The organism is uncultured Eubacterium sp. (genome assembly GCF_934561735.1).
In the GTDB taxonomy this organism is placed as follows: domain Bacteria; phylum Bacillota; class Clostridia; order Oscillospirales; family Acutalibacteraceae; genus Eubacterium_R.
Genome location: NZ_CAKTGT010000008.1, coordinates 30,410 through 45,317, shown reverse-complemented (window position 1 = coordinate 45,317; position 14,908 = coordinate 30,410). Strand labels below are relative to the sequence as shown.

The window sequence follows — 14,908 nt, the reverse complement described above, 5'->3', positions numbered from 1 at the left end:
CACCTTTTTTGTATATACTTTAATCCAACGCGTCTTTTACCGCGTCGCCGGCTTTGTCAACGCTTCCGCCCACGCCGTCGGCAATGTCGTCAACGCCTTCGCCTACATCGTCGCCAACCTTGTCGGCACGGCTCATTGCTTCGTCACCGGCTTTGGAGAGGTCCTCTTTCGCCTTGCTTGTGGTAGTTTGCTTAGCCGTTGTTGATAAGGTCGTTTTTTCGGTTGTATTAATGGTGTTGTCTTTTTTGCCCGAACAGCCTACAAAAATCACAGCCGCCATAATAACTGCAAGTGAAATAATAATTATCTTTTTCATAATTTATATCATCCTTTCGGTGGTAGTGTGTGTAATATTTTTTTGTTTATTCATTATTTTACCAAAGTACCGCTTGCCGATTTTAACACCATCATAATGTCTTCTTCCTCACCTGTGTCGCAGTTGATGTAAACAAGGGTGTCCTCGCCTGTGTCCTTGCTTTTGCAGGTGAATTCGTAGCATTGTGTTTCTTTGCCGCTCTCTTTTGGAATGACGCACATTTTTGAGCTTTTTACTTCAAGGTATTTTGACAGCTTTTTCTTTGCTTGGTTTGTAGAAAGCTTTGCGATTTTCGGCTTCCTGCTTGTATGGTTTGTGAGATATGTTTTTGCGTCCACACTAACAAGTTCGCCGTCATTCATTGAAATACCTACCTTGATTAAATCCGAATAGTAGCATACATTGTCCTTTTGGTATGCACAGTTAACCGTGCAAATGTTGTTTTCAACATTGTAGTAGCATACCGTCATATTTGAATATCCAAGTTCTTCAAGTGCTTTTACGGCAAGGTTGCATGCGTTTTCTGCCGTGATGTTTGAATTTTGAATTCTGCCCGAATATAAGATTTCTTTGATATATCCGCCTTGCTTTGTCACCAAACCCGTGTATCTTCCGCATTTAAAGGTATAGCACGGGATTTTTGATTTGTCATCGGTTTCGTATGATACATTGTTTACATCCGCTCCGATTGCACTTGCAAAAATCTTTCTGCATTCTTCCCGAGTTTTGACATCAGCGGATTTTACAAGTTTTGACGCCTTGTTCAGCACTTGGTCTGAAAACGGACCGTCATAAAGCAGAGTGGGGAAGTCCTCAAAAATTTTCGCACCTGCACTGAAACTGTTTGACAGCGGAGAAACATTTATTTGATTAATGCTTTTAACTTCGCCCTCGGTAATCATTGCACCGGCGTTTACAGTTGCAACCATATCCTTAGCCTGTTCGCTGAATTTTTGTGCATAACCGAGCAGATTTTTTAAGTTTTGGTGTTCTTCTTCGGTTATGACTTCGTTTTGGTCGATTTTACTGCCGATATATTGTGCATAATCGCTGCATTGACTCAAAAATTTGTATGCGTTGCCAAGCTCCATTTGACTGACGGGCAGACGGCTCATTGCGTTTTTTGCTGTTGAACATTGTGCATATAAATCTCTGCTTAAATCGTACACTTCGCCCTTTGAGTTTGATACAAGACTTTTTGTGATGTCGGTGTCAACTTTGTCAAGACATTCGGCAAATTCCGCAAGACTTTGTTGGTACGAAACCTCAAGTTCGGTCTTGTATGCCTTCATATTAGTTGCACTTATAACGCTTGAAATTACTATGACCGCAAGCATAAAACCGATGTAAGATACAATTCTGATATAGCTTCTTTTTGTCATATCTATACTCCTTTATCATTTTTCACCACTATTGTTTACACAATTTAGCCAAAAATACATCTTTTTAATTGCAACGCAAATATTACTGTGCTATAATATTAAACTGAATTATAATATTGGAGCAAAATTTTTATGCAAAAGAAGAGAATTGTAGTAAAGGTCGGCACTTCCACCCTTACTCATAAAACAGGAAAAACAAATATTCAAAAAATCGGAGAACTTGTATCCGTTCTTGCCGATTTGCACAATATGGGTCACGAGGTTATTCTTGTGTCATCGGGTGCTATCGGAATAGGCACAGCACGCCTCGGTTTGCATAAAAAGCCCCAAAGCATAAAGGGCAGACAGGCGGCAGCCGCTGTCGGTCAGGGCGAGCTTATGTTCCTTTATGACAAATTTTTCGGCGAATACGATGTTATTGTGTCGCAACTTCTTTTTACATATGATGCACTTGAAAATAAGGAAAACAAGATGCACCTTACAAACACATTCAATCAGCTTATTGAATACGGTGTTATTCCGGTTGTAAACGAGAACGACTCCGTGTCTATCGAAGAACTTTTAAACGGCGACAATGATTGCCTTTCTGCAACGGTGGCAGAACTTATTGATGCGGATTTGCTTGTTATGCTCACCGATACAGACGGCTTGTACGACAGTAATCCGTCGGAAAATCCCGATGCAAAACTTATTCCGGTTGTAAAAGAAATTACTCCGGAGATTGAAGCGGTTGCAGGCGGTGCAGGCGAAAAGGGAACGGGCGGTTTTGCAACAAAGGTTAAGGCGGCAAAAATCGCAAACAATGCGGGTATTCCTGTTGTTGTTATGAACGGTGTCACACCAAAGAAAATTTATAATGTGCTTGACGGCGAAAATGTCGGCACAAAATTTTTACCTAATTGATATATTTTTCCGAATGAACGCAGGAGTTTTGATATGACAGTTTTTGAACAGGGCAAAAAGGCAAAGCAAACGCTTACCTTTATGTCCCAGGTTACAACAGAACAAAAAAACAACGCTCTCGGTATTATTGCCGATATGCTTGAAGAAAATATTGATAAAATCGTTTTTGCCAATAATGTTGATATAGAAAACGGCAGACAAAACGGTTTGAATGACGGACTTATTGACCGCCTTATGCTTAATGCCGACAGAATTAAGGCTATGGCAGACGGTGCCCGTCAGGTTGCTTCTTTGCCTGACCCGTGCGGCAAAGTGCTGTCAGAATACAAAAAAGATAACGGACTTGATATTAAAAAAGTTACCGTGCCTTTGGGTGTCATCGGTATAATTTTTGAAGCACGCCCTAATGTTACCGTCGATGCGGCGGCTCTGTGCCTTAAAAGCGGCAATGCCGTAATTCTTCGTGGCGGCAAGGAGGCTATAAATTCAAACACCGCTCTTGCCGATATTATGCGAGAGGCACTTGCAAAGGCAGGTTTTCCGCAGGATGTTATTCAACTTGTCGGCGACACTTCAAGGCAGTCGTCAAACGATATGATGCATATGAACGAGTATCTTGATTGCCTTATTCCGAGAGGCGGTAAAGGTCTTATCAAGGCTGTTGTTGAAAATTCAAGCGTGCCTGTAATTGAAACCGGTTCGGGTAACTGCCATATTTATGTTGACGAAAGTGCAGATATTAATATGGCGGCAGAGATTATATTCAATGCAAAAACGCAGAGAATATCTGTGTGCAATGCTTGCGAAAGTCTTGTTATCAACAGTAAGATTATCGATAAAGCTTTGCCGGTTATTGCAAAAAAGCTCAAGGAAAAGGATGTTGAAATCCGTGGTGACGAGCGTGCACAAAAGGCGTGCGGACTTGTTGTGCCGGCAACGGATGAGGATTTTGCAACCGAATACCTTGATTATATAATCAGCGTAAAAACTGTTGATACTGTTGATGAGGCGATTGCTCATATCAATGCAAATTCAACAGGCCACAGCGAAGCTATTATTACCGAAAATACCGAAAATGCCGAAAAGTTTTTGAAGTGCATTGATTCTTCGTCGGTTTATGTAAACGCTTCAACAAGGTTTACGGACGGTGCGGAGTTTGGGCTCGGTGCAGAAATCGGCATTTCAACCCAAAAACTCCATGCAAGAGGACCTATGGGTCTTGAACAGCTTACATCAACAAAATATTTGATTTACGGAGACGGACAAGTCAGATAATGAAAAAGAAAAATAACGATTACGCATATATTCAACCACAGGTTGATAATAAAAGAAAAAAGAAAAAGAGAAAAAAGAAAAAAGGCGGCTTCGGCAAGGCTTTGCTTGTTATTATTGCCGTGCTTGTTGTTCTTATTGCGGCAGGACTTTTGTCGGTAAAATATATTTTCACCGATTTTTACTTCAGCAGCGTTTTGCAAAATAGAGAGGTTGCCGATTTTGTTGATGAAAACATCATCGGCAGAACAACAACTACCACAACAACCGCCCCTCGTGAAACCACAACAGAGGCCACAACGCTTCCTCAGGTGTCGTATCTTGACCATTCGGATTTTGAATTTGAAGCGGCTAAAAAAGGTGCTATGATAGGCAATCTTTTAAACGGCGGCAAGGTGGATAAGGATAACGGCATTGTTTATCATATCGTGGACGGCAGAGGTATTTACAAGTTCTTGCCCGAGAGTGAAAGCTATGCCTGCGTTTATAAATCGAGCGACACACTTTCCTCATTTAACATCAGAGGCGATTACTTTTATTTCGTTAACGAAAGCGACCACGCTCTATATAAGGTTACAAAAACAGGCAAAAACCTTGCCAAGGTAGCCGATAATGTTATGCTTGCATATATTTATGACACAACTGCTTACTGCATTTCAACAAATAACGAGGTTGTTGCCGTAAATACTCAAAACTTTACTCCTACGGTGCTTTATTCAGGCTATGGAGATAAGGTTAATTTAATCGGTATTTCGCTTGACAGAGTATTCTTTACAAGTGAGGATACCATGGGCAATGTTTCGTATCTGTGTGTTCCGTCCGCAGGCGGCGAAGCCGAGAATTTCAGAACCGAAAGTGCAAACGGAGAAATTACTTCCATATCTATGGAAAGCGGCTTTATGTATTATTACGAAAAACAAGCCGACGGCACATATAATATAATCCGTCAAAAGTACGGTTCACAAAAAAAGGTCACATTGGTTGAGGGCGTCAGCCTTTGCAAGCCTGTTGTTGTTGACCAAAACAGAATGTTCTATGCCGACCTTGACGGCGATAAGTTTAAGATGTTTGAACTTAATATGAACAGCGACGCTACAAAAACAATGCTTTCTTCCGGCAATGTTACGGCAAGTGATGATGTGTTTATTCAGCACGGCGGCGAATATGATTTTATTATCGGTGAGCGTTCAAACGGCGACAAGATTTATCGTGCGTCATCAAATCTCACAGGTTCGTCAAATGTTATGACCTTTGGCGACGGCAAATGGAGTTACTAATTTAAGAGGTAAAGATTTTTGGATAAGTATAAAAAATTAGCCACAAATACAATAATATTTGCAATCGGTACATTTTCTTCAAAGATTTTGTCCTTTTTGCTTATGCCTTATGTTACAGGCAAACTTCTGCCTGAACAGTATTCTACGGGCGATCTTATTCAGCAAACCGCAAATGTGCTCATTCCTATTGTGTTTTTGCAAATAAACAGTGCGGCACTTCGCTTTGCTCTTGATAAGAACGAAAACAAAAGCGATGTTTTTACCATTGGCGTGCGAACAACAATTAAGGGCTTTTTGGCATTTTTGATTTTCTATTATCCCGTGACCTTGATAAAAATCAATGATATGGTTCTCGGCGATTATGCTCCGTTACTGTATCTTTTCGTATTGGTTTCGGGTATGCGTCAGCTTTGCCAGCAGTTTGTACGAGGTTGCGGACAGGTTAGGATTTTTGCAATAGACGGCATTATAGCAACCGCAACAACTCTGCTCTTTAATCTTTTGTTCCTCGGTCCGCTCAATATGGGCGTTACCGGCTATGTTCTTGCTATTATCGCATCAGATTTTATGTCGGTTGTGTTCCTCTTTGTTGCAACAAAATTGTGGAACGACCTCCACTTTCATAAGGTAAATAAGAAAACAAAATTTGATATGCTCAAGTATTCTGTTCCTCTTATGCCGACAATTATTTTGTGGTGGATAATCAATGTGTCGGACAGATATATGGTAACGGGCTTTATCGGCTCTGCCGAAAACGGACTTTATACAGCCGCTTCAAAAATTCCGAACTTTGTTGTTATGTTCTCTTCAATTTTTATTGATGCGTGGCAGTTGTCCGCTGTTGATGAATACGACAGCGAGGACAAGGCGGATTTCTTTACAAAGGTGTTCCGTGTGTATTCGGGCGGTATATTTGCCGTTTCTTCGGGACTGATTCTGTTCTGCCAGTTTATCACCAAAATTTTGGTTAAGCCGGTTTATTACGATTCATGGAAATATGTTCCTGTTTTGATTATCGCAACAACTCTTTCGTGCCTTGTAAACTTCCTTGCGTCCGTTTATATGGCAGAAAAAAAGTCGGTTATGGCTATGGTTACGGCTATGTCGGGAGCGTTGACAAATATTGTGCTCAACCTGATTTTGATTCCAAATATCGGTGCAATCGGTGCAGCAATAGCAACTGTCATCGCATTTGCCGTTGTGTTTATTTTCAGAGGGGCAAACACCAAAAAATATATCGCAATCAATTTCAATGCTCCGCTTCTTATTGCCGAGGTTGCAATCCTTGCGGTTCAGTGCGTTGTTATGATAAAGCTAAAGTCGGGAGCAATGATGTACGGCATCGAATCGGCTCTTGTTTTGGCTATGCTTTTGGTAAATTTCAAGCCTATAAAAGAACTCGCAAACAAGATTTTTGGCAAATTTTTAAAGAAAAGCAAGTGATTTTTACAAAAAGACTTCTTATTTATACAAGAGGTCTTTTGTGTTTTTGTGTAAAATGTATATATTTGGCTGTGACTATTGAAAAAGTTGCATTTTTAGTGTACAATATACAAAAATTAAGAAGTAACATATCATTTTTAAATAAATTTTTGGAGGAATTGTATGAAAACAGCTATTTCTACAACACAAGCAAAGAAGCTTATCGCCGATAAGCTTTCTCATTTCTTCGGTGTTGCACCCGATGTTGCCACCGATGAACAGTTTTATAAAGCTGTTGCTATGATTGTTCGTGACGAACTTTCAAAGAAAAACAGCGATTTCAGACATACGGCTAAAGGTCAGGATTCAAAACAGATTTATTATCTTTGTATGGAATTCTTGATGGGTCGTTCACTCAAAAACAATCTTTATAATCTCGGCCTTACAGAAACATTCGACAAAGCTTTATCATCAATGGGCGTAAAGCTCGATAATCTTTATGAGCAGGAACCCGATGCAGGTCTTGGCAACGGCGGTTTGGGTCGTCTTGCGGCTTGCTATCTTGACGGTCTTGCAACAACAGGCTTTCAGTCAATGGGTTATTCACTTCGCTATGAAGCAGGTATTTTCAAGCAGAAGTTGATTGACGGCTGGCAGACAGAACTTCCTGATTTCTGGCTTCCGGGCGGCGAAGTTTGGCTTGTTCCTCGTGAGGAGCGTTCTTGCAAAGTCGCTTTTGAGGGCTATATTGAAGATAGCTGGGACGGCGACTTCCACCATGTAAATCATAAGGATGCCAATGTTGTTGAGGCTATTCCGTACGATATGTATGTTTCGGGTAAAGGCGAGGGCGTTTCTCGACTTCGTTTGTGGGCTGCCAAGAAGCCTGAACTTGATATGACCCTTTTCAACGAGGGTTCATATATGAAGGCTATGGAACAATCCGCTATGGCAGAGGCTATTACAAAGGTTCTTTATCCTGCAGATAATTCACCTGAAGGCAAGTCACTTCGTCTTCGTCAGCAGTACTTCCTTGTTTCTGCTTCAATTCAGGATATTATTCAGCGTCACCTCACAAAGTACGGTACTCTTGATAATCTTCCCGACAAGGTTGCAATTCATATCAACGATACTCACCCGACAATGGCTATTCCCGAACTTATGAGAATTATGCTTGATGAATGCGGATATAGTTGGGATGATGCGTGGTCAATCGTTACCCGTACGGTTGCATACACAAACCACACTGTTATGAAAGAAGCACTTGAGTGCTGGAGCGAAGAACTCTATTCTCGTTTGCTTCCTCGTATTTATCAAATTACCAAGGAAATTGATAACCGCTTCCGTGCATATGTTTGGTCGGCAACCTATGATGCAGACAAGGTTGAGCGTATGGCAGTCGTTTCAAACGGCGTTGTTCGTATGGCAAATCTTTGCGTTATCGGTTCACATAGCGTAAACGGTGTTTCCGCTCTTCATTCGGAAATTCTTAAGGAAACCGTATTCAACGATTTCTATAACCTCACCCCTGAAAAGTTCTGTAATGTAACAAACGGCATTGCATTCCGCCGTTGGATTTGCCAGGCAAACCCTGCTTTGACCGATTACATCACTTCTCTTATCGGTGACGGCTTTATCACAAAGAGTGACGAGCTCGAAAAGCTCCGTCAGTTTAAGGACGACAAAAAAGTTCTTGCAAAACTTGACGAAATCAAGCACGAAAACAAAGTTCGCTTTGCAAAGATTATCAAAAAGCGTAACGGTGTTGATATTAACCCTGATTCTATTTTTGATGTTCAGGTTAAACGACTTCACGAATATAAAAGACAGCAGCTTAATATTCTTAATATTATTTCGGAATATCAGATGCTCAAGGAAAATCCAAATGCGGATTATTATCCAAAGACCTATATTTTTGCATCAAAGGCTGCTCCGGGCTACTTTATGGCAAAGAAACTTATTCAGCTTGTCGATGCACTTTCAAAGGTTATCAACAACGACCCTGATGTGAATGACAAACTCAAGGTTGTGTTCCTTGAAGATTACAATGTTTCTCTTGCAGAGGTGCTTATGCCGGCTGCCGATATCAGCGAACAGATTTCACTTGCAGGCACAGAGGCTTCGGGTACAGGCAATATGAAACTTATGCTCAACGGTGCTATAACTCTCGGCACACTTGACGGTGCAAATGTAGAAATTCACGATGCCGTAGGTGAAGAAAATATTTACATCTTCGGTATGAAAACCCCTGAGGTTGAACAGCTCAAAAAGGCAGGCTACTTCCCACAGAGTTATATTCAAAATAACGAAGCACTTGCAAAGGCAATGGCGTTCTTGCAAAACGGTGTAAACGGCAAGAAGTTTGATGAGATTTACTATTCACTTGTCAACACCGACCCTTATATGGCACTTGCGGACTTTACAGATTATCAGCGTGCTCAAAGAGAAATTTCAAAGGCTTATGCCGACAGAGATAAGTTTGTTAAGATGTCTTTGATGAACATTTCGGGTGCAGGTGTATTCTCTGCCGACCGTTCCATTATGGATTATGCAAATAACATTTGGCACACAAAGCCTGTTCAGTTTGCAAAGGAAACTCCAAAGGCAGTAAAAAAATCAAAGCCTATGGCTCCAAAGAGCGAAACCAAGGCAGAGCCTGAAAAGGAAATAAAAAAAGAAGCAAAGGCAGAACCGAAAAAGGCTGAAAAGAAAACAGAGAAAAAGGTTGCTCCAAAGAAAGAAGCACCAAAAGCTCCTGAAAAGAAGCCGGCTTCAAAATCAAAGAAAAAATAATTTTGAAAACTCCCCTTATATGTAGGCTGTTGAGAAAGTTTCTGAATTTCGTTTTCTTGCGAAGGAAGATGTATATAAATACCTCGACTGAGTAAAAAACGAAAAACGCCAAAAGTGCCGCAAATTCGATGTTTGCGGTACTTTTACAATACTTCCGTCAACACTTTGTGTTGCCATCTCCCTTTACACAAGGGAGGCGTTAGGTGGTTGGTCTATTGCTTTGGCGTGTTTTAGGGACTTTATCGGCAGCCTAAAGGGGAGTTGTTGTGTGATAATATGGTATTTAATTCTCGCAGTAAAGAATATAAAGATAAAATCCGTGCCATCGCAACCGATGAGCCTGTAAAACTTCGTATAATCGTGCCTCGCTCAATGAAATGCAGCGGGGCTACTCTTTGTGTTCACAAGGAAAATGAAAATAATGTCTACAATTCTATGTTTTGGGCAGGTATGTGCGGTGACGACAAGGAGTATTGGGAACTTCATTTTGTTGCCGACACCCCCGGACTTTATTGGTATCATTTTGAACTTGATACTCCGTGGGGCAAAAGCTTTGTGCGTAATATGGGCCACGGTCACGGAGAGTTTTCACCTAACGGTGCCGACTTTCAGCAAACGGTCTATGACAAGAATTTTGCCACTCCTAATTGGCTCAAGGGCGGTATAATTTATCAGATTTTTCCTGACCGCTTTTATAATTCCGGCAAGAAAAAAACAGGATACAGAAAAAGCCGTGTTCTTCGCAAATGGGGCGAAGAGCCTTTTTGGCGTGAAGAACAGATGAACGGTATTTGGAACAATGATTATTTCGGCGGTGACCTCTTGGGCGTTGAGGAAAAACTCCCTTACCTAAAGGATTTGGGCGTAACCTGCATTTATCTCAATCCGATATTTGAGGCGAATTCCAACCATAGATACGACACAGCCGATTACGAAAAAATCGACCCTCTTTTGGGAACGGAAGCAGATTTGAAAAAACTCTGCAAGGTTGCCAAGAATGAGTACGGTATTTCGATTATTCTTGACGGCGTGTTCAGTCACACAGGCTGCGACAGCAAGTATTTTAATTTGTACAATAATTACGACAGCATCGGTGCGTACAACAGCCAAAACAGTCCGTATTATTCGTGGTATAAATTTATCAATTATCCCGATGAATACGATTCGTGGTGGGGAATTAAGCTTTTGCCCGAGGTTAACGAGGAAGATGAAAGCTATCGTGAATATATTTGCGGCAAAGACGGAATTTTGCGTAAATGGCTCAAATGCGGCATAGCCGGATGGCGTCTTGATGTTGCCGATGAACTTCCCGATGTGTTCCTTGATGACTTACGAAAGGCTGTTAAAGAGGAAAAAAACGATGCCGTTATTATCGGTGAGGTTTGGGAAGACGCAACCACAAAGTTTGCATACGGCCAGCGTCGTCGCTATCTCCTCGGAGAACAGCTCGATAGCGTTATGAATTATCCGTTTGCAAATTCAATCTTGGATTTTGTAAAATATCCTAATGCTCATGAGTTTTTTGACCGTATTATGACGGTTGTTGAAAACTATCCGCCACAGGTTACAAATGTTTTGATGAATCATATCGGCACTCACGATACGGAGCGTGCAATCAGTCGCCTTGCGGGTGACAGTTGTGAGGGCTACGGCAGACATTGGCAGTATGTGCACAACAAATTGTCGGAGTACGATTATCTTCGCGGAATTTCACTTATGAAAATCGCATCGCTTATTCAGTATACCTTGCCCGGCGTGCCGTCACTTTATTACGGTGACGAAATAGGTATGGAAGGACTTAAAGACCCGTTTAACCGTGCTTGTATGAATTGGGATGAACCTAATACCGAGCTTCTCCGTTGGTATAAGCGACTCGGAGAAATTCGAATCGGTTGCAAGGTGCTTGCAAAAGGCGAATTTGTGCCGCTATACAGCGAACACAAAACCATTGCTTATGTCCGCACGGATGAAAACAGCGAACTTTTGGTGGCTGTCAATCTTGATGACACCGATGTTGATATTTTTGTCGGTGACCGGTGGGATAATGCCTATAACTTTTTTGATGAAGTTTCGGTTGACGGCTATGTTCACCTCGAACCTATGCGATATACTTTGTTAACCAAAGTAAAAGAATAGTATATTACCTAACAAAAAGGACTCGTTTGAGTTCTTTTTTTGTTTTTCGCTTTTCAATAAACTTATTTTGAAAAATGATAAATAATTATTGACAAACGATAATTTTCGTGGTATAACATAAAAAACGAAAACCAATTTTTTACAGAAAGGCTGTATTTTATTATGAAATCTTCGGCTAAATTTACACAATTTGTTGTTCGTATAGGTTATGTTGGGTTAACCGCCGCATTATTTTTGGTTCCGTATTTCCTCGGAAAAGGAAGTATTGAGCAGTATAATTCCTACGGCAACGCCTTTAACGGCGTTTGGATAACTGCACCGTTTTATTGTGTTGCACCGGCAGGGTATATTGCTCTTGCTTGTATTGATGTCATTATGCAAAATGTAAAAAACGAGAATGTCTTTTGCAATAAAATAGCCAAGTTATTGAAGGTTATTGTTTGGTGCTGTTTTTACGCAGGGTGTGTCGGCTTGATTTCATTTGTTCTGATTCTCGCCATAAACAAGTCTGTTGTTATTTATATGCTTATTCTTGCTCTCGGAGAGTACTTTATGGCACTTATTTGCAATGTGCTCAAGTCTTGTTTTGAAGCCGGCAATCTTATTAAAGAAGAAAACGATTTGACAATATAGGAGGGCAAAATGATTGTAGTTAATTTGGATGTTATGCTTGCCAAACGCAAGATGTCCTCGCTTGAACTTGCCAATCGTGTGGGTATCACACAGGCTAATTTGTCAATACTCAAAACAGGCAAGGCAAAGGCAATTCGCTTTTCAACCCTTGATGCAATTTGCAAAGAACTTGATTGCCAGCCTGCCGATATTTTGGAATATAGAGAATAATTAAACCGTATGGGAGGATACCATCCTCCCGACCTTGGAACTGACCTGTTCATAGTTTTTCGGAGGTGTTGTTATGACTGAAAAACAATATTCGCCGCTTGATAAAAAAGATAAAATGTTAATTTTTTCGGTAGCGGTTTTATGCTTTGTGTTTGTTGATTTTGTGCTTTTTGCCAAAGCGATAGGTTTGGGATTTACACTTGCGTATGTGCTTTCTTTTGCATTTTCAACGGTGTATTTGCTTGGCAAAAATCAAAAGCCGTCACCGATAGGAACTGTTTACGGTGCTTTGGGCGTAGTGTCCTCAATTCCCGTAACTCTCTATAACGACAGCATAACACAGTTTTTGATGCCGATTTCGGCACTTGGTCTTTATGTGCTCTACTGTGTGTCGTATACAGACGAAAAGCAAAAATTCGGCTCGTATAAAATAATGACCGCTTCGCTCAAAGTCTTAACTTGCGGAGTATTCAAGGCTATGCCGGATGTTGTCGGCTCGGTTAAAGCAGGGGAGAAAAAAGATAAAAAGTCGCTGTCCGCTCTTGTCGGAGTGTTGCTTGCAATTCCTGTTTTGTGTGCCGTTGTTCCGCTTCTTGTAAAGTCGGATGCGGCGTTTGAGGGACTTGTCAGCGGTGTGGTTTCAAAATTTGCTTCGTATATGGGCGAACTTGTTGTAACTTTGATTTTGATTCCGCTTTGCTATTCTTATTTGTTTTCTTTAAGACATAAGAATACTGTGAGCGAAAAAGGCAAGCCCAAAAAGCGTAAAAAACTGCCGTACACGGTTTGCACTTCGTTTTTGTGCGTGATTTCCGCAACATATCTTTTGTATCTTTTTTCACAGCTTGCGTATTTCTTCAGTGCGTTTTCCTATATTTTGCCGGAGGGCTACAAAAATACCGCTTCGGAATTTGCCCGCCGTGGATTTTATGAGATGTGCATGGTTTGTGCAATCAATTTAGCTATTATCGGCATAATCTTTGCTTTTGTAAAAGGCAAAAACGGCAAACTGCTAAAGGCACTTTGCACCTTTGTGTCTGTGTTTTCAGCACTGCTTGTAATCGTGGCAATGCAAAAAATGGTGATGAATGTCAGCGTTTACGGACTTTCAAAAAATCGCATTTTGGTGTTTGCTTTTATGCTTATGATGCTTGTTGTAATCGTGATGCTGATTGTCCATATCTTTGCTCCGAAAGTGCCGTATATGCAAACGATTATCGTTTTTTGCTCCGCTCTTTTGATAGCAATTTCTTATTCAAATGTTGATGCAAGAATTGCAGATTACAACATCAAGGCATATAATAATCATACGCTTGAAAATCTTGATGTGGGCAACATTGCCGACCTTTCCGACAGTGCCGTGCCGTATCTCATTTCTCTTGCAAAAAACGGAAATGCAGATGCCCAAGAAGAACTTTATAATATTGTTGGCAACAATTATCACGATGAACTTGTGCTTAACTTAAAAACGATAGAAATCAAAAGCAGTGGGGATATCAGAAGGTTTAACTATTCTCACACGCTTGCCGCAAACGCAATTTATGATTACTATTTGAGCCTTGATGAAAACGGTGCAAAAATATTTGCAAATCATTCTGCGTTTGCCGATTATGATAAGTATTACTATGTAGATGAAGAAGATACTTATTATGAAATGACAGAAGATTCGGACAATGAAAAAGCTTACAAACTTAACAAGGTAACCGGTTTATATGAGGTGAGCAAGTGATGACTTCAAAAAACAAAAAGATTATTGCCTTTTTTACGGCAATAACTGTTATTATCGTTACTGTTATATTTGATTTTTATATGTTTAAATATTATCTACCGAATTTATAAGTCAAAGAAAACAGAAAAAACGGTGAAATAATATCTGTTGAATATAACGGCGATATTTATTATCCCACAGAATTTTATTTTGCATCTAATACCGAATTTATCCTCGGTGATAAAATCTGTGAAAAGCCTAATTTGATTCTTCCGAGAGCATATTATTTGCTTGAAAATGATGAAGATAATATGTTTTTGTATCAATCCGTTTTTAGGGACAGCAAAATGTTTACAAAAGACAGAACAATATATAAAACTGATGACTTGAAATGCGGTAATATAACTTCGGTTTTAATCACCAAAAACAGTTCACCGACAGTAAAACAATTTGTTGATGACGGTGATGTAATCGGTTTTTGTGAATCTCTTGAAAATTATAAAGTTGATGAGTGTGAAGCAAAAACATTCACAAAAAATACCGGTTGTTGGTATTATATCAGCTTTTCGTATTCCGGTTCGGCAGTTTGTCCGAATTCGAATATAATTATAGGAAATTATGACGGGGAATATTATTTATCAACCGATATTTCAGATTATACTTTTACAGGTGTGCCGATTAAAAATGAACAGTTGACACATCTTTTAAATTTAATGTAGCATTTATGATTTAAAAAATATCCTATTTTTACAATGGGATATTTTATTTTATTAAAATAACTGTTAATTTATATATAATTAATATAAAATAGTTGTTGAAGTGACAAGGTAACTGTGCTATAATATTAGCGTTAATA

Annotated in this window: 12 protein-coding genes; 10 read left to right on the top strand and 2 right to left on the bottom strand. The window is 40.1% G+C overall.

Annotation, left to right across the window (positions count from 1 at the left end):
- Window positions 1–19: 19 nt before the first annotated feature.
- Together Q0E08_RS07275 and Q0E08_RS07270 are read right to left on the bottom strand one after the other, a co-directional pair.
- On the bottom strand, window positions 20–316 hold the full coding sequence (locus tag Q0E08_RS07275; RefSeq protein WP_294778463.1) for a hypothetical protein: 297 nt from the start codon (window positions 314–316) through the stop codon (window positions 20–22).
- A 53-nt stretch (window positions 317–369) separates the two neighbouring features.
- On the bottom strand, window positions 370–1,698 hold the full coding sequence (locus Q0E08_RS07270) for a PepSY1/2 domain-containing protein (protein WP_294778461.1): 1,329 nt from the start codon (window positions 1,696–1,698) through the stop codon (window positions 370–372).
- Between the two features lie 132 nt (window positions 1,699–1,830).
- On the opposite strand from Q0E08_RS07270, the gene proB reads away from it, so the two are divergent.
- The 10 genes from proB (at window position 1,831) to Q0E08_RS07220 (ending at window position 14,771) form a co-directional block, all read left to right on the top strand.
- Window positions 1,831–2,601, top strand: a complete 771-nt coding sequence (gene proB / locus Q0E08_RS07265; RefSeq protein ID WP_177665098.1) for a glutamate 5-kinase — start codon at window positions 1,831–1,833, stop codon at window positions 2,599–2,601.
- Window positions 2,602–2,634: 33 nt separating this feature from the next.
- Window positions 2,635–3,876, top strand: coding sequence for a glutamate-5-semialdehyde dehydrogenase (locus Q0E08_RS07260; protein ID WP_294778459.1), 1,242 nt, complete (start codon window positions 2,635–2,637; stop codon window positions 3,874–3,876).
- Complete coding sequence (locus tag Q0E08_RS07255; protein ID WP_294778457.1) at window positions 3,876–5,150, top strand: DUF5050 domain-containing protein; 1,275 nt, start codon at window positions 3,876–3,878, stop codon at window positions 5,148–5,150. The genes Q0E08_RS07260 and Q0E08_RS07255 overlap by 1 nt, the downstream gene beginning before the upstream one ends.
- 18 nt (window positions 5,151–5,168) lie before the next feature.
- Window positions 5,169–6,593 (top strand): lipopolysaccharide biosynthesis protein, encoded by a 1,425-nt coding sequence (locus tag Q0E08_RS07250; RefSeq protein WP_294778455.1) that lies wholly within the window; start codon window positions 5,169–5,171, stop codon window positions 6,591–6,593.
- A 162-nt stretch (window positions 6,594–6,755) separates the two neighbouring features.
- Window positions 6,756–9,365, top strand: coding sequence for a glycogen/starch/alpha-glucan phosphorylase (locus tag Q0E08_RS07245; RefSeq protein ID WP_294778453.1), 2,610 nt, complete (start codon window positions 6,756–6,758; stop codon window positions 9,363–9,365).
- A gap of 276 nt (window positions 9,366–9,641) precedes the next feature.
- Window positions 9,642–11,501 carry a glycoside hydrolase family 13 protein gene (locus tag Q0E08_RS07240; RefSeq protein ID WP_294778451.1) on the top strand — a complete coding sequence of 620 codons (1,860 nt, stop codon included), beginning with the start codon at window positions 9,642–9,644 and terminating at the stop codon, window positions 11,499–11,501.
- Between the two features lie 162 nt (window positions 11,502–11,663).
- On the top strand, window positions 11,664–12,134 hold the full coding sequence (locus Q0E08_RS07235) for a DUF2975 domain-containing protein (RefSeq protein ID WP_294778449.1): 471 nt from the start codon (window positions 11,664–11,666) through the stop codon (window positions 12,132–12,134).
- A 9-nt stretch (window positions 12,135–12,143) separates the two neighbouring features.
- Complete coding sequence (locus Q0E08_RS07230) at window positions 12,144–12,344, top strand: helix-turn-helix transcriptional regulator (protein ID WP_288527630.1); 201 nt, start codon at window positions 12,144–12,146, stop codon at window positions 12,342–12,344.
- 73 nt (window positions 12,345–12,417) lie between these two features.
- The gene (locus Q0E08_RS07225) at window positions 12,418–14,073 is read left to right on the top strand and encodes a DUF4153 domain-containing protein (protein WP_294778446.1); all 1,656 of its coding nucleotides are present in this window, start codon (window positions 12,418–12,420) and stop codon (window positions 14,071–14,073) included.
- 242 nt (window positions 14,074–14,315) lie between these two features.
- Window positions 14,316–14,771, top strand: a complete 456-nt coding sequence (locus Q0E08_RS07220) for a hypothetical protein (protein ID WP_294778444.1) — start codon at window positions 14,316–14,318, stop codon at window positions 14,769–14,771.
- Window positions 14,772–14,908: the final 137 nt, after the last annotated feature.